This is a genomic window from Parablautia sp. Marseille-Q6255, from assembly GCF_951230155.1.
Lineage (GTDB): Bacteria > Bacillota > Clostridia > Lachnospirales > Lachnospiraceae > Choladousia.
Window position 1 is genome coordinate 1 of sequence record NZ_CATNVD010000005.1, and the last position, 16,229, is coordinate 16,229.

General features: G+C 51.4%; 13 protein-coding genes. All 13 read left to right on the plus strand.

The window, feature by feature from the left end:
- A partial coding sequence (locus tag QOX44_RS04620) for an SPOR domain-containing protein (RefSeq protein WP_283681634.1) occupies positions 1–319 on the plus strand: 319 nt, incomplete at its 5' end.
- A 155-nt stretch (positions 320–474) separates the two neighbouring features.
- A complete protein-coding gene (locus tag QOX44_RS04625) occupies positions 475–807 on the plus strand; it encodes an ABC transporter substrate-binding protein (protein ID WP_283681638.1) in 333 nt (110 codons plus the stop codon).
- Between the two features lie 272 nt (positions 808–1,079).
- Entirely contained in the window at positions 1,080–2,573 is a 1,494-nt protein-coding gene (locus QOX44_RS04630; protein ID WP_283681640.1) for a sodium-dependent transporter, read from the plus strand.
- Between the two features lie 229 nt (positions 2,574–2,802).
- On the plus strand, positions 2,803–4,635 hold the full coding sequence (locus QOX44_RS04635; RefSeq protein ID WP_283681641.1) for a glycoside hydrolase family 2 protein: 1,833 nt from the start codon (positions 2,803–2,805) through the stop codon (positions 4,633–4,635).
- A gap of 107 nt (positions 4,636–4,742) precedes the next feature.
- Positions 4,743–5,666, plus strand: coding sequence for a diacylglycerol/lipid kinase family protein (locus tag QOX44_RS04640; protein WP_283681642.1), 924 nt, complete (start codon positions 4,743–4,745; stop codon positions 5,664–5,666).
- An 18-nt stretch (positions 5,667–5,684) separates the two neighbouring features.
- Positions 5,685–7,154 carry a xylulokinase gene (gene xylB, locus QOX44_RS04645; RefSeq protein ID WP_283681644.1) on the plus strand — a complete coding sequence of 490 codons (1,470 nt, stop codon included), beginning with the start codon at positions 5,685–5,687 and terminating at the stop codon, positions 7,152–7,154.
- 80 nt (positions 7,155–7,234) lie between these two features.
- Positions 7,235–7,852, plus strand: a complete 618-nt coding sequence (locus QOX44_RS04650; protein ID WP_283681646.1) for a DUF4867 family protein — start codon at positions 7,235–7,237, stop codon at positions 7,850–7,852.
- Positions 7,853–7,949: 97 nt separating this feature from the next.
- The gene (locus QOX44_RS04655; RefSeq protein WP_283681648.1) at positions 7,950–9,434 is read left to right on the plus strand and encodes an L-fucose/L-arabinose isomerase family protein; all 1,485 of its coding nucleotides are present in this window, start codon (positions 7,950–7,952) and stop codon (positions 9,432–9,434) included.
- 245 nt (positions 9,435–9,679) lie between these two features.
- Positions 9,680–10,729, plus strand: coding sequence for an aldose epimerase family protein (locus QOX44_RS04660; RefSeq protein ID WP_283681651.1), 1,050 nt, complete (start codon positions 9,680–9,682; stop codon positions 10,727–10,729).
- 13 nt (positions 10,730–10,742) lie between these two features.
- Complete coding sequence (locus QOX44_RS04665; RefSeq protein WP_283681653.1) at positions 10,743–11,765, plus strand: sugar ABC transporter substrate-binding protein; 1,023 nt, start codon at positions 10,743–10,745, stop codon at positions 11,763–11,765.
- A gap of 15 nt (positions 11,766–11,780) precedes the next feature.
- Positions 11,781–13,316, plus strand: a complete 1,536-nt coding sequence (locus QOX44_RS04670; protein WP_283681654.1) for a sensor histidine kinase — start codon at positions 11,781–11,783, stop codon at positions 13,314–13,316.
- Positions 13,301–14,896, plus strand: a complete 1,596-nt coding sequence (locus tag QOX44_RS04675) for a response regulator (protein WP_283681656.1) — start codon at positions 13,301–13,303, stop codon at positions 14,894–14,896. Before QOX44_RS04670 ends, QOX44_RS04675 begins: the two co-directional genes overlap by 16 nt.
- A gap of 27 nt (positions 14,897–14,923) precedes the next feature.
- Positions 14,924–16,156 carry a substrate-binding domain-containing protein gene (locus tag QOX44_RS04680; RefSeq protein ID WP_283681657.1) on the plus strand — a complete coding sequence of 411 codons (1,233 nt, stop codon included), beginning with the start codon at positions 14,924–14,926 and terminating at the stop codon, positions 16,154–16,156.
- Positions 16,157–16,229 lie beyond the last annotated feature (73 nt).

Consider the following 16,229-nt stretch of genomic DNA (forward strand, 5'->3'; position numbering starts at 1 on the left):
CGCATACTGTAAAGGATCCGGCGAGGGTGCAACCTACAAGAGCTGGTACGGTGACGGCCAGTATGACAACCAGCGTGTCGGATACATCATCCGCCGGCGTGCGAGCAGCAACGAGTATATCGTGCAGACCGGAGTATTTGCGGTAAAAGCAAACGCAGAGAAGCTGTTCCGAAAACTTAAAAAGAGAGGATTTGATGCCATCGTTAAAAAGCGCAGCGGTCAGTGGGTAGTTCAGTGCGGCGTGTTTAGCGTACGTAAAAACGCGGAGGCACTGGCAAAACAGTTGAAGAAGGCAGGCTTCAGTGCTATTATTAAATAAATAATTTCTTCATATTAGATAGGTGTAGTAATACATTAAATTCCGTAGAATTTGAGCCTGGAGCCACAACACTTGAAAAAGAAGGGGTCGGATACGTTGTCGCATCGCTCGGAACAGATTCCGGATATGTGCCGTATACGGCGTACTGTACAAAAATGAGCTTTATGGAAGAACATCCGCAGGTGGTGCAGGCATTTACCAATGCACTGCAAAAGGGCATGGATTATGTGAACAGTCATACACCGGAGGAGATTGCAGAGGTGATCGCGCCGCAGTTTGCAGAGACAGATACTGAGACGATCGAGACTATCGTAACACGCTATTATGAACAGGATACTTGGAAAGAAGATCTGATCTTTGAAAAAGAGAGCTTTGAGCTTTTGCAGGATATTCTGGAGGATGCCGGAGAACTCGAAGAGAGGGTCCCGTATGATAAGCTGGTGACTACACAGTTTGCACAGGAGGCATCGCAGAAAAAGGCGCGATAGAAATTCTCCCGGTTCTGTTTTCAGTCAGAAAAACGGAAGTTTTCTTGCTTAAAAGGCTTTTTGTGTAAACTGGATAAAATCAAGTTATTGGGGATAAGTCAGCTGTCAGGGCTGGCTTATTCTATTTTCGGCAGATGCGGCTGGGGAGGGAGACGGAATTGATAGGATCGAACATTTCTCTAACATACGAAAAGTACGTGCTAAAACGTTGACACTGCACAGCAGAACAGTTATACTGGACAGGATATAAAAAATAACTGGGAGATAAGAAAATGAAAGAAAGAGAAAAATTCGGCAGCCGGCTGGGATTTATTCTTGTCTCGGCCGGCTGTGCAATCGGTATTGGAAATGTATGGAAATTCCCGTACATGGCGGGACAGCTCGGCGGGGCTGCGTTTATTATTATTTATCTGGCGTTCCTTGTGCTGATGGGCTGGCCGATCATGGTAAGTGAATTTGCCGTAGGGCGCGGCAGTCAGAAAAGCTGTGCGACCTCATTTCGCGTGCTGGAGAAAAAGGGGACGCGCTGGCACCATTATGGATGGTTCGGCATGGCCGGAAACTATCTGCTGATGATGTTTTACACGATGGTGGCAGGCTGGATGATGTATTACTGCTACCGCTGTCTGACAGGAGAGTTCAGTCAGGGGGCGATGGATACGCAGGTCGTAGTGGATAAGTTCAACGGCATGCTTGCATCGCCGCAGATCCTGACCTTCTGGATGGTTGTGGCTGTGCTCTTATCTTTTGGCATCTGCGCCTTCGGCGTGCAAAAGGGCGTGGAGCGCATCACAAAGGTGATGATGCTGGCTCTGCTGGCTCTGATCGTTGTACTGGCAGTCAATTCCGTGCGTCTGCCGGGAGCGATCGAGGGTGTGAAGTTTTATCTGATTCCGGATTTTGAAAAGATCAAAGAGGTCGGTATCGGAAATGTAGTCTTTGGAGCCATGTCCCAGGCGTTCTTTACTTTAAGCCTTGGCATCGGCGCAATGGCGATCTTCGGCAGCTATCTTGACAAAGAGCGTTCGCTGACCGGGGAGGCGATGAATATCGGTATTCTCGATACGTTCGTCGCTCTGATGGCGGGGATGATCATTATCCCGGCGTGCTTCTCTTTTGGGGTGGAGCCGGATTCCGGTCCTTCTCTGATTTTTATTACACTGCCGCAGATTTTTAATCAGATGGCAGGCGGAAGGATCTGGGGAACGCTGTTCTTCCTGTTTTTGTCCTTTGCGGCGCTCTCAACAGTCATTGCCGTATTTGAAAATATTATTTCCTTTGCAATGGATCTGTTCGGCGTTTCAAGAAAAAAGGCAGTGGCAGTCAATATCGTGCTGGTAATCGTGCTTTCTATGCCGGCGATCCTTGGATTTAACGTACTTTCCGGGATCCAGCCGCTTGGCGCAGGCAGCGGAATCATGGATCTGGAGGATTTCCTCGTATCAAACAATCTGCTGCCGCTTGGTTCCCTTGTATATCTGATGTTCTGTACGCAGGAGCATGGATGGGGCTGGAGCAATTTTATCAAAGAGGCGAATACAGGCAGCGGAAAGAAGTTCCCGCTGTTCGTGCGCGGCTATGTTACCTGTGTCATTCCGGTGCTGATCGTGGTGATCTATTTAAAAGGCTATTGGGATATGTTCGCGCCAAAGGCTGCCGCACAGAATAATCCGATGCTTCTGATCGGATGGATGTGTGTTGCAGTGGCATTCCTTGTGCTGATCGGCTGGATCACGCTGAGCGGAAGGAAGAAATACAGAAAATAAAAAAGACCGTTGTGTATACTGTGCAAAGCTGTGCGGATACACAGCGGTTTTCTTTTGCTCCGATGATGCAGGGAAGCCTGATGCGGCCGGAGCGTTTTGCAGGATACGTGGGAATGAAAAAATGTGAAAATTGCATAAACTGTAAAATTATACTTGGTTCATTTTCTAAAAGGGATTATAATAAACCAAAATGGGTTTACGTGACGATGGGACAGGAAGGAGTATTCATATGCGTGTTTTTGATGCGCTTTCAGCCGCGGGAGCAGGACGGGAAAAGGAACGGACGCTGACAGAGCTTTCAACGGTCTGGAGTGAGAACGGAGAGAAAAAGCCGGCGCTGCCGGAGTACCCCCGCCCGCAGCTTCGGCGCAGCGACTGGCTGTGCCTGAATGGCTACTGGCATTATGCGCTGACGGATAAGGGGGTCAGGCCGGAGTCATTTGACGGGAGAATCCTGGTTCCGTTTTCTCCTGAATCCGCGCGTTCCGGTGTCCGAAAACAGCTTGAGCCCGGAAAATATCTGTGGTATTTCCGAAGCGTGGAGCTTCCGGCTCTTCCGGAAGGACGCAGGCTTTTGCTGCACTTTGGCGCAGTCGATGAGCGCTGTATCGTATGGTGGAACGGCAAGCTTCTGGGCAGTCACAGAAACGGCTATCTGGCATTTTCCTTTGATGTGACGGAGCTTGCGCGGGAAGGAAAGAATACGATCTGGGTGCGGGTGCAGGATGATACGGATACCGGAGGCGCATGCTGCGGCAAGCAGTCGCTTGCGCCTGGAGGGATGTTCTATACCGCGCAGAGCGGGATCTGGCAGACCGTATGGCTGGAGTCAGTCCCGGAAAACTTTATCGAGGATGTGAGAGTGACGCCCCTGTACGAGGAAGGAGAAATCCGGCTGGAGATCGGGATGACTTGTGCGATGGATGTAAAGGTGCAGATACAGAGCAGAAACAGTACCTATACGCACAGGGTCAGCCGTGAGGAGTTTGTATGTGTGACCCACCGCAGGGCAGACCGGGTGGATGGGTTTGTGAACGGGCACACCTCACAGAGAGCTGTGGCGACTGTCACAATAGCGCTGCCGGAGCTGTGTGCGTGGAGCCCGGAGGATCCCTTCCTGTACGGCATGAGGATCGCGGCGGGCAGGGACTGCATCGACAGCTATTTTGCAATGAGAAAGTTCTCTGTGGGAAAGGACGAGCAGGGATACCCGCGGCTGCTTCTCAACAATAAACCGTATTTCTTTCACGGAGTGCTGGATCAGGGCTATTGGCCGGAAAGCCTGTATACGCCTCCGTGTGAGGAAGCGATGGTATTTGACATTACGAAAATGAAGGCGCTTGGCTTTAATATGATACGAAAGCACGTCAAGATAGAGCCGATGCGCTGGTACTATCACTGTGACCGGCTGGGGATGATCGTGTGGCAGGATATGGTAAACGGGGGAGGAAAGCCGGACCTTGGGCGTCTGTGCTATCTGCCGACCGTTCTGCCTGCGGTGACACAGCGGATCCGGGATGACAATTATCACTTTTTTGGGCGCACAGACCGCGCCGGGCGGGAAGAGTGGGAGCGAGACTGTATGGCTATGGTGCGGCAGCTCTACAACTGTCCGTGCATCGGCATGTGGGTGCTTTTTAATGAAGGATGGGGGCAGTTTGACGCGCTGCGTATCACAGAAAGGCTGCGAAGGCTGGATGAGACGCGTCTGATCGACCATGCGAGCGGCTGGTTTGATCAGGGCGGCGGTGACGTCAGAAGCGTCCACAACTACTTCCGGCCGCTGCGCGTAAGCGGGGACGGGCGTCCGTTTGTGATTTCAGAATACGGGGGATTTACCTGTCCGGTACGCGGACATACCAGTACAAAGGCTGTTTACGGATACCATTCCTATGAGACGATGGCAGGATTTTCGAAGGCTTTCAGGCAGCAGCAGCGAAAGCTGCGGGCTCTGGAGAAAAAGGGACTGAGCGGCGCGGTATATACGCAGCTGTCAGATGTAGAAGAGGAAATGAACGGGCTGTACACGTATGACCGCAAAAAATGCAAGGTGATCGGGTGAAATAATAATCCGACAATGAAGTATCAGGACTAAAATTTAATATAACATAGCAATAATTTACTTGTGATTTGTGTTGCAAAGTAGTAAAATTACAGGAGATTCTGAATATGAAGAAAATGTTGTTTGTGTATAATCCGCGATCAGGCAAAGGACTGATCAAAAATCATCTCTCAGCGATCCTGGAGACATTTGCGGCGGCTGATTATGAGGTAACCGTATATCCGACGAGGCAGGGAAAGGACGCCTGCACGGCAGTAGCAGAGCGTGCGGCGCAGTATGATATGATCGTCTGCAGCGGAGGAGACGGGACACTCGATGAGGTCGTGACCGGCATGATGGGAAGCGGCGTCCGCCGGACGATCGGCTATATCCCGGCAGGCAGTACGAATGATTTCGGGAGCAGCCTGGGCATTCCAAAGCAGATGGAGCAGGCGGCCGATCTGATCGTAAGCGGCACACCGTTCGCCTGTGACATTGGCAGGTTTAATGATGATTACTTTGTCTATGTGGCAGCGTTCGGATTTTTGACAGACGTTTCTTACCAGACAAATCAGGAACTGAAAAATGTGCTCGGGCATACCGCCTATCTGATCGAAGGAATGAAGCGGGTAGGATCCTGGAAAAGCTATTTTATGAAGATAGAGAGCGAGGAGTTCTGCGATGAGGGTGAGTTCATGTATGGCATGATCTCAAACTCGAACTCTGTCGGTGGATTCAAGATGCTGACCGGAAAAAATGTCGAGCTCAATGACGGGCTTTTTGAGGTCATGCTGATACGGACCCCGCAGAATCTTGTGGACTGGCAGCAGGTGATAGGGGCGGTGATCATGCAGGATGAGACGAGCAAAAATGTTGTCCGTTTCAAGACAAAACGCCTGACGATCACCTCGAATGAACCGGTCGCATGGACGCAGGATGGTGAGAATGGCGGAAAGCATACGTATGTGGAGATGGAGAACCTGCCGCAGGCGCTCGACGTTATGACGGAGTCTGTGGCACAGCCGGTGCCGGATCGCGCGCTGGATCAATAGATATTAGGAGGAAAAACTATGTTGTATGTGGGTGTGGACCTTGGGACCTCAGCGGTCAAGCTGCTGCTGATGGACGGGTCAGGTAAAATTGAAAAAATCGTTTCGCGGGAATATCCGATTTATTTTCCGCATCCGGGCTGGTCAGAGCAAAGACCGCAGGACTGGTATGAGCAGACGATGGAAGGCTTAAAAGAGCTCCTTGCGGACTGCGACAGAAGTCAGGTGGCGGGCATCAGCTTTGGCGGGCAGATGCATGGGCTGGTGATCCTTGATAAGGACGATCAGGTGATCCGCCCGGCGCTTCTGTGGAATGATGGAAGAACCTCAGAGGAGTGCGATTATCTGAACAATGTGATCGGTAAAGAAAAGCTTTCCGAGTATACGGCAAACATCTCCTTTACCGGATTTACAGCGCCGAAGATCCTGTGGGTAAAAAACAAGGAGCCGGAGAATTTCGCAAGGATCGCAAAGATCATGCTTCCGAAGGATTACATCGCATACAGGCTTTCCGGCGTACACTGTACGGATGTATCCGATGCTTCCGGTATGCTGGTGTTTGATGTAAAGAACCGCTGCTGGTCAAAGGAGATGCTCGATATCTGCGGCATCCGCGAAGATCAGATGGCGAAGGTATATGAGAGCTATGAGGCAGTCGGAAATGTGCTTCCGGAGATAGCGAAAGAGCTTGATATCCCGCAGAGTGTGAAGGTCGTAGCCGGAGCAGGCGACAATGCGGCGGCAGCAGTCGGCACAGGCACGGTAGGCGACGGTATGTGCAATATTTCTCTGGGAACGAGCGGTACGATCTTTATCTCCTCCGAAAAATTCGGTGTAGATAAATACAATGCGCTCCACGCGTTTGCACATGCGGATGGACATTATCATCTGATGGGCTGCATGCTGAGCGCGGCGTCCTGCAATAAATGGTGGATGGATGAGATCATTGGTACAAAGGACTATGCGGGAGAACAGAAGGCGATCGAAAAGCTCGGGGAAAACCACGTATATTTTCTTCCGTACCTTATGGGTGAACGTTCTCCTCACAACAATCCAAATGCCAGAGCGACATTTATCGGTATGACAATGGATACGACGAGAGCGGATATGACGCAGGCAGTTCTCGAGGGGGTTGCCTTTGCACTGAGAGATTCTCTGGAGATCGCCAGAGCGCTCGGCATACATATCGAGCGGACGAAGATCTGCGGCGGCGGAGCAAAGAGTCCGCTGTGGAAAAAGATCATTGCGAACGTGCTCAATCTCAAGGTCGATGTGATCGAAAGTGAAGAGGGACCGGCACTTGGAGGCGCGATGCTGGCAGCAGTGGCATGCGGAGAGTATGCTTCTGTAGAGGAGGCAGCGGCAAAGCTTGTAAAGATCGTGGATACGGTAGACCCGGATCCGGAGCTGGTTGCAAAATACGAAGAACGATATGAGCAGTTCAGGCAGATTTATCCGGCGTGTAAGGGGATTTTTGACGTGATCCGGTAACGCGCGGGCAGTCCCGGCTGTACTGTGGCAGCATGCCGGGACAGATATATATGATATATAATGAAATGGGAGGAATTTAGATGCAGATTAAAAAGGTAACGGATGCGGCATTTCGCAAATACGGCCGTATCGTAGAGGAAATCGACTTTTCCGGACTGGTCGATGCGCTGAAGACGCAGACGCCATGCCCGGCAGACGTAGTGTATGAGCCGTCGGTAGAAGCGCTGGAGGCGCTTCCGGTATTTGAGGAGCTTCAGACAAAGGTATACGGAGAGCTGCCGATCCAGATCGGATACTGTAATGGCAACAATCATATGCTCAATGCGCTGGAGTATCATCGCTCGTCTGAGATCAACGTGGCGGCAACGGATGCAGTCCTTCTCGTTGGATGGCAGCCGGATGTGACGCAGGAGTTTACATATGATACAGCGCTGGTTGAGGCGTTCTTCGTTCCGGCGGGGACGGCGGTGGAGCTGTATGCGACCACACTTCACTATGCTCCGTGCAATGGCTGTGAGGGCGGCTTCCGCGTGGCGATCGTACTTCCGAAGGATACGAACCTTCCGCTTGATGGAGAACATAAGGGCGGAGAGGACGCGCATCTGACAGCAAAGAATAAATGGCTGATCGGCCATCCGCAGGGCGGACTGCCGGAAGGCTCTCCGATGGGGCTTGTAGGGGAAAACCTGCACATATAAACAGCAAAAGCGTTCATAAGGATATCTCCCGGGGCGACCGGGATCATATATCACCGGCAGTGCCGGTACAAAGAAAAGCAAACAGGAGGATGAAAAAATGATTAACATTCCAAACGTAAAAATCGGTATCGTTGCAGTGAGCCGGGACTGCTTCCCGGAATCTCTGTCTGTCAACAGAAGAAAGGCTCTGGTCGAGGCTTATAAGGCAAAATACAATGCAGAAGATATTTATGAATGTCCGATCTGCATTGTTGAGAGTGAGATCCATATGGTACAGGCTCTTGAGGATGTAAAGGCAGCAGGCTGCGAGGCCCTTGTTGTTTACCTTGGCAACTTCGGACCGGAGATCTCCGAGACACTGCTCGCAAAGCATTTTGACGGACCGGCGATGTTCGTTGCAGCAGCAGAGGAGAGCCAGAATGATTTAAGTGATGGCAGAGGAGACGCATACTGCGGCATGTTAAACGCAAGCTACAATCTGAAGCTGCGCAATATCAGAGCATATATTCCGGAGTATCCGGTAGGTACAGCGCAGGAGTGCGCAGATATGATCCATGAGTTTGTGCCGATCGCACGCGCAGTTGTGGGACTTAAGAACTTAAAGATCATATCCTTTGGTCCGCGTCCGCTCAATTTCCTCGCATGCAATGCGCCGATCAAGCAGCTCTACAATCTCGGGGTTGAGATCGAGGAGAATTCAGAGCTTGACCTGTTCGAAGCATTCAACAAGCATGCAGACGATCCGCGTATCCCGGATGTGGTAAAAGACATGGAAGCAGAGCTTGGCGCAGGCAACAAGAAGCCGGAGGTTCTCGGAAAGCTGGCTCAGTACGAGCTGACGCTGCTTGACTGGGTAGAGGAGCACAGAGGCTACAGAAAATACGTTGCGATCGCAGGAAAATGCTGGCCGGCATTCCAGACACAGTTCGGTTTCGTACCGTGCTATGTGAACAGCCGTCTGACTGGCAGAGGGATCCCGGTATCCTGCGAGGTAGATATCTATGGCGCGCTGTCAGAGTTTATCGGAACATGCGTAAGCAACGATGCAGTGACGCTGCTTGACATCAACAATTCCGTACCGGCAGATATGTATGAAGAGTCGATCAAGGGCAAATTCAACTATACGCACAAGGATACGTTCATGGGCTTCCACTGTGGAAATACATGCTCTTCCAAGCTGGCAAGCTTCAATATGAAATACCAGAAGATCATGGCAAGAAACCTTCCGGTAGAAGTGACAAACGGAACGCTGGAGGGAGATATTATTCCGGGCGACATCACATTCTTCCGTCTGCAGAGCACAGCAGATAATATCCTGCGCGCATATGTGGCACAGGGCGAGGTGCTTCCGGTAGCGACACAGTCCTTTGGAGGCATTGGCGTATTCGCTATCCCGGAGATGGGACGTTTCTACCGCCATGTGCTGATCGAAGGAAATTATCCGCATCATGGTGCAGTTGCGTTTGGTCATTTCGGAAAGGCACTGTATGAGGTATTCAAGCTCATCGGCGTATGCCCGGACGAGATCGGATACAATCATCCGGCAGGCGTACCGTACAGAACAGAGAATCCGTTTGCATAAAGGGCGCAGACAGGGACACATGTAAATGAAATGCAGCGGAGGCTGTTGTAAAACACTGATTCCAGTGGGCATTCGGTGTGTGTTTCGCGATAAACCGTTTCGTTTTCGCAGAAACACATACCCGAAAGCGTCCAGCAGGAGGTATTTTGCAACAGCCTCTTTTCCACTGCCGTCGGGGGCGCTTTGTCTGTGAGGTGCACGGCGGCAGAAGAGATCAGATCAGGATGAAAGAGAGGAAGGCTATCATGGAGAAAAGATTTTATGGCAGGACGAACGATGGGACAGAGTTTTATCTGTACTCCTTTACAAACAGGAAGAATATGACAATGGTACTGACGGAGCTTGGGGCAACGCTGGTGAGCGTACTGGTACCGGATAAGGACGGCGTACGGCGCGATGTGGTACTGGGCTACGACAGCCCGCAGGAGTATATTGACAATACGTGCTTTTTCGGTACCGTGATCGGAAGAAGCGGAAACCGGATCGACAAAGGACGCTTTGTGATCAATGGGAACACGTATCAGATGGACATTAATGATAATGAAAACAATCTGCACAGCGGAAACAATGGATATGACAGCCGGAAATGGGAGGTGAGGTCCGTAGATGAGGCGCACAACAGCATTACATTTGCGCTCTTTAGCCCGGATGCAGACCAGGGCTTCCCGGGAAATTTTAATGTGTCAGTGACGTATACGCTGACGGATGACAACGAGATCATTCTTCACTATGAGGGACGCTCTGATGCAGATACCGTGGCAAATATGACCAATCATTCCTACTTCAATCTGGCAGGTCACGACAGCGGCAGCATCGAGGGACAGGAGCTGTGTATTTTTGCTGATGCTTATACACCGGTGCGCGATTCTCAGGCGATCCCGACCGGAGAGCTTGCTTTGGTAGAAGGGACGCCGATGGACTTCCGCACAGCAAAGGCGATCGGCCGGGATATAGAGGCAGATTTTGAACAGATGGTATTTGTGGGAGGCTATGATCACAACTTTGTGCTCTCTGATGCGGCAGGCACCAGGAAAAAGATGGCCCAGGCTTACTGCCGGGAGACGGGGATTGCGATGGAGGCGTTCACAGACTGCTGCGGCATGCAGTTTTATGCAGGCAATTTTATCACAGACCAGACCGGAAAGGGAGGAGCCAGATATACAAAGCGACAGGGCTTCTGTCTGGAGTCACAGTACTATCCGAATGCAGTAAATGAAAAGCGTTTTCCAAGCCCTGTATTAAAGGCGGGAGAAGCGTACGATACACAGACGAGCTATCGGTTTTTTGTAAAATAGCGCGCGGGAGTCTATGAAAAAAGAGAGAAAAAAGTATGCCATACATATCGTGCTGGCCGGTCTGTGCGCGGTCATGGCGATCGTGGGGATCGGCTGGCGCGGCTATATAAAATCAGTAGAAAAAAAGGAATGGGGAGAGCTCCTGAGTGCAAAGCAGTACAGTCGGCATTACGTCATGATACCGGAGGATGCCTCTTCTTTGATGTGGCAGGATATTTATGAAAGCGCGAAGCAGGAGGCGGCAGACTCAGATGCTTACGTGGAGCTGCTTGCCGACTGGTCGACCGGCGAATATACGGCGGCAGATTATATTGATATTGCGATCGCAGCCAGGGTAGACGGGATTATCGTCAAGCCGGATGGCAGCGCCAGAGTGCGGGAGGCGATCGACGCAGCGGGGAAAGCGGATATCCCGGTCGTGACGGTGCTGGATGACGATATGGCGAGCAGCCGGAAGAGCTTTGTAGGGATCAACAGCTATCAGATGGGTACCACATATGGACATCAGATCCTTTCGTGCATTGATGAGGATACGCGCAGGATCACGGTGCTGCTGGGAGACAGCGATACCGGGAAGGATATTATTTTTAAGGAGCTTAAGTCGACTGTCCAGGCGGGACTGACGAAAAAGCAGAGAGAGCAGATCAAGATCAGCCCGGTAACGATACGCTCAGGCAGTACATTTGAGGCGGAGGAGGCGATCCGGGATCTGTTTAATACACAGGAGCCGCCGGATATTCTGGTGTGCATGAACGAGACAGACAGCGTGTCTGCGTATCATGCGATGGTAGACTACAACCTGGTCGGCGATATTGACGTGATCGGATTTTATCAGTCAGAGACCATGCTGGATGCGGTGAAAAAGGGGACGGTCCCGATGGTGATCACGCTGGATACGCAGCAGGCAGGGCGAAGCAGTATAGAGGCGCTGGAGGAGTATCACAGCATGGGCTACGTGAGCAACTTTTTCAGTGTAGATCTGGAGACGATCACCAGAAGCAACTGCAGCCAGTTTATGCAAAAAGAAGAGGAGTGAGGAGGACAGGCGCAGATGAGACAACGAAAGCACAGAAAATCCCTGTTTCGGCGGCTGTCTATCCGGACCAAGCTGCTTGTGACCTTTGCGCTCACTGCTGTTTTGATGTTTGTGGTCAATATTCTTTTGTACAGTGAGATCAATCATTCCATGAAGAAGCTGAATCAGGTATACGCAACGAACATCAGCTTAAACGAATTCACAGAATGTCTCGATGAGACGCATGAGAATGTGCTGGAATATCTGAATACAAAGAGCAGCAACTCCCTGGAGGACTATTACCGCAATGTGCAGGAATACCGCGATATGATGGAGCAGCTAAACGACAGCATTGTGGACAGTAAGAGCAGGATCCTGGAAAAGAATATCAGGAATATGTCTGAGACTTATCTGGATCTTGCCGAAGAGACAATACAGGCAAAGCGCGGGCGCAATGTCGAGCGGTATAAAGCAGCCTTTGAGGAGGAATCCCGGAACTATCAGTATATTAAATATGCGGTATATAACCTGAATAACCTGCGGTTTCAGGCAAACTCGGACAATTATGAGATTATGCAGCGCTCCCTGAACTTTATGGAGATCCTGAGCTCGGTGATCATGGTGATCGTGGCGCTGCTCAATATACTGGCGCTCATTCTTGTGATCCGGACGCTCACAGAGCCGCTGCGTATGCTGGCGCGGACGGCGAATGAGGTGGCAGGCGGCAACTTTGACACCGCCTGTCCGGAATATGACAGCGAGGATGAGATCGGAGTCGTGACGCACGCCTTTGCGAAAATGCTGGAGAGTATACGGGAATACATCGCAAAGATCCGCGAGAGCATGGAGAAGGAGCGGCAGATGAAGGAGCGGGAGCTTCTGATGGAGACGCACCTGAAGGATGCGCAGCTGAAATATCTGCAGGCACAGATCAATCCCCATTTTCTGTTCAATTCCCTCAATGCCGGCGTACAGCTCGCCATGATGGAGGATGCGGAAAAGACCAGTATTTTTCTGGAAAGGATGGCTGATTTTTTCCGTTATAATGTACGCAAGACGGAGGAAGCGGCGACACTGGCAGAGGAGATCGAGACAGTCGACAATTACGTATATATTCTGAATGTGCGCTTTGCCGGGGATATCCATTTTGAAAAGCAGGTCGCGGCAGACGTAGGCGATGTGCGCCTGCCAAGTATGATCCTCCAGCCGATCGTAGAAAATGCGGTCAACCACGGAATACGAAACGTGGAGTGGGAGGGGCATATCTGGCTTACTGTGACCAGACAGGAGGACGCAGTGCTGATCAGTATCCGTGATAATGGACAGGGCATGACGCAGGAGCGTATCCTGGAGGTGCTTGAGCGCCGGGTACGCCAGGCGGACAGCCGGACAGATTCTTCAGGGATCGGGATGGATAATGTCATCAACCGGCTGGAGCTGTTTTTTGGCAGAAAGGATCTGCTGCAGATCAGCAGTGCAGGACCAAAGCAGGGGACGCAGGTATGTATCCGCATTCCGGCAGAAGAAAAAAACGATGAGGACGGGAGAGGAGAGCTATGTACAGAGTATTAGTGGCGGACGATGAAGGCATTATGCTGGAAGCACTGAAAAATATTATTACGAGCAATTTTGGAAATGAGTGTGAGCTGGCATTTGCAAAGACGGGACGCGCCGTGGTTGAGCTGGCAGAGAGCTTCCGGCCGGATATTGCATTTATGGATATCCAGATGCCGGGGATCAATGGAATACAGGCGATCAAGGAGATACGCAAGTTCAACAGCACCACGCGTTTTATTATCATTACCGCGTATGACCAGTTTGATTATGCGAAGGAAGCCATTAATCTCGGAGTCATGGAGTATCTGACGAAGCCCGTGAAGCGCTCTGCGGTGGTAAACGTTTTGGAGCGGGCGATGGAGGAGATCGACCTGGAGCGGAAAAAACGCAGCGACAATCTGAAGATCCAGGAAAAACTGGAGACGGTCATACCGATCGTTGAGAATGGTTTTGTCAACAGCATGATCTTTCAGGAGGAGGGCGGCAGTGACCTTGGCTATTATAAAATGCTGCTCGATATCAAAGAAGAATACGCCTACGTCATGCTGATCCAGTTCGGACAGCCAAATGAAGAAGGGATCCTGACGACCTCTGTGAATATGAGCGTGCGGGCGCAGAGCTTTTACCCGGAGTGCTGCGGGATCTGCAAGGAGTTTTTTCCGTGCATCGTAGGGCCGATCCTCACGAACCGCATCGTAGTGGTCGTGCCGTGTGAGCCGGGAGTGCAGGAGTATCAGAGGCGTATCCAGATCATCGAGCAGGCGCGCCATCTGACGAGAAAGCTCGGGAACAGGCTCGAGGCGAGATTTCGCGCGGGTATCGGCAAGACCTACCGAATGGAGGAGCTGAAGCTTTCTTACAACGAAGCGTACCGCGCGCTCTGTCAGAGCACGAGCAGCGTTGCGCATGTCGATGACCTGGCGCTGCACGGCGAATATCAGGGAGACTATCCGGCAGATAAGGAGCGCAAGCTGCTCTCGCTTGTAGCAAAGGCGGACTGGCCGGGGACAAAGCGGACGGCGAATGAGATCTTTGACTGGATGGTACGCAACTATTATGATGACAGAGAAGACATCCAGCTGAAGGTGCTTGAATTTGTGATCTGGGCAGAGCGGGATGCATTTATGAACGGAAACCTTGAGTCGTACAGCTTTCATTCGAGAAAGGACTATATGTCGGCAGTGCTGTCATGCTCGGATTACACGGCGCTGCGGGAATGGTTTCTTGGAAAGCTTGAGGAAGTATGCCACAAGATCGCGACAAAGCGGGAGGAGCAGTCCGAGAGCGTCGTCTCAAAGGCAAAGAGCTATATTGATGAGAATTTCTCCAGAGAACTGACCTTGGACGACGTCTCACGGAGTGTGAATATCAGTCCGTATTACTTCAGCAAGCTGTTTAAGGAAGAGGCGGGAGAAAATTTTATTGAGTACCTGACAAAGGTGCGGATCACACATGCGAAGGAGCTTTTGCGGAATCCGGCGCTCAGTATCAAGGAGATCTGCATTATGTCCGGCTACAGTGATCCGAATTATTTCAGCCGGATTTTTAAGAAACAGGAGGGCGTCACTCCGAGTGAATACCGCGACCGGTTGTAGCAGCGTGCGGCAGAAAAGAGGAAAAAAGTGAGAAAACGAAAGACAGAGACAGGAAAAAAGGTAATGGTGCTGTTGCTGGCTGTTGCCGCGCTGCTCCTTTTAGGCGGATGCAGGAGGGAACAGCCGCAGACACAGGCAGAGCTTCCGAAAGAGCCGGAGAAGCTGCGCATAGGGATGAGCTTTGATTCCTTTGTGATCGAGAGATGGATCAGGGACCGGGATTTCTTTACCCTGACCGCGCAGAACCTTGGCGCGGAAGTCAACGTGCAGACTGCAAACGGCGAGGTGGAGGAACAGATCTCCCAGATCCGCTATTTTATCAAAAAGAAGATGGATGTGATCGTCGTGATCGCTGTGGACGGGGAAGCGCTTTCGCAGGTTGTGGACGAGGCGAAGGCGCAGGGGATCCGGGTGATCGCGTTTGACAGGCTTTTGACGAATGCCGACGCAGATCTTTATATTTCTTTTGACAATGAGATGGTGGGCAGGCTGATGGCGGAGGCGCTTGCACAAGCGCTTCCGCAGGGCGGCAATATTTTTATGATCAACGGCTCTCCGACAGACCACAATGTCACGCTGCTTTCCAAAGGGTTTTACGACGGGATTGCCGACAGCGGTCTGAACGTGGTCTATACGGCATACTGTGAAAACTGGCTTGCAGAGCTTGCCTACGATGCGGTGGAGGAAGGACTTTCGATCACGCCGCGCAATCTGGCAGGCGTGATGTGCGGCAATGACGATCTGGCCAGTCAGGCATTTCGGGCGCTGTCGGAAAACCGTCTTGCCGGGAAGGCGGTCCTCGTCGGGCAGGACGCAGACCTGGCGGCCTGCCAGCGGATCGTGGAGGGTACGCAGACCATGACCGTCTACAAGCCGGTAGAGACACTCTCCAAAACGGCGGCAGAGTTTGCAGCTGCGCTGGGATATGAAAAAATGGCGCAGGAAGGACGGATCGACGAAAAGGATATTCCGAAGGTCGCAGCGCAGCGGTTAAAGGAGTATCAGGAGCTTCCCGGTATCCGGGCAAACAGCATGGATTTTGGCGGCAGAGCCGACAGGTATTTCACTGCGGAGGACGGCGTAAAGAGCTACGAGCAGTGGCAGGAGGGACGGCCGGAGGAACAGCTTTCCGATCAGGAGACTCCGTACTATGCAGTCGAACCGATCGCCGTGACGGCAGAAAATATGGATGAGGTGATCATCGACAGTGGCTTCCATACGGAAGAGGACGTATATCTGAATACCAGCAAAAGTCAATAGTAAATTTTTGGTGCAAAAATCTCCTGCTTTTATCGGGAGATTTTTGTTTTGTATAAAAAAATACAGTCAATGG

Coding starts and splice junctions, on each gene's coding strand:
- QOX44_RS04660 (WP_283681651.1), top strand. CDS start 9,680: ATGGAGAAAAGATTTTATGGCAGGACGAACGATGGGACAGAGTTTTAT.
- xylB (WP_283681644.1), top strand. CDS start 5,685: ATGTTGTATGTGGGTGTGGACCTTGGGACCTCAGCGGTCAAGCTGCTG.
- QOX44_RS04625 (WP_283681638.1), top strand. CDS start 475: ATGAGCTTTATGGAAGAACATCCGCAGGTGGTGCAGGCATTTACCAAT.
- QOX44_RS04670 (WP_283681654.1), top strand. CDS start 11,781: ATGAGACAACGAAAGCACAGAAAATCCCTGTTTCGGCGGCTGTCTATC.
- QOX44_RS04675 (WP_283681656.1), top strand. CDS start 13,301: ATGTACAGAGTATTAGTGGCGGACGATGAAGGCATTATGCTGGAAGCA.
- QOX44_RS04665 (WP_283681653.1), top strand. CDS start 10,743: ATGAAAAAAGAGAGAAAAAAGTATGCCATACATATCGTGCTGGCCGGT.
- QOX44_RS04650 (WP_283681646.1), top strand. CDS start 7,235: ATGCAGATTAAAAAGGTAACGGATGCGGCATTTCGCAAATACGGCCGT.
- QOX44_RS04655 (WP_283681648.1), top strand. CDS start 7,950: ATGATTAACATTCCAAACGTAAAAATCGGTATCGTTGCAGTGAGCCGG.
- QOX44_RS04640 (WP_283681642.1), top strand. CDS start 4,743: ATGAAGAAAATGTTGTTTGTGTATAATCCGCGATCAGGCAAAGGACTG.
- QOX44_RS04635 (WP_283681641.1), top strand. CDS start 2,803: ATGCGTGTTTTTGATGCGCTTTCAGCCGCGGGAGCAGGACGGGAAAAG.
- QOX44_RS04630 (WP_283681640.1), top strand. CDS start 1,080: ATGAAAGAAAGAGAAAAATTCGGCAGCCGGCTGGGATTTATTCTTGTC.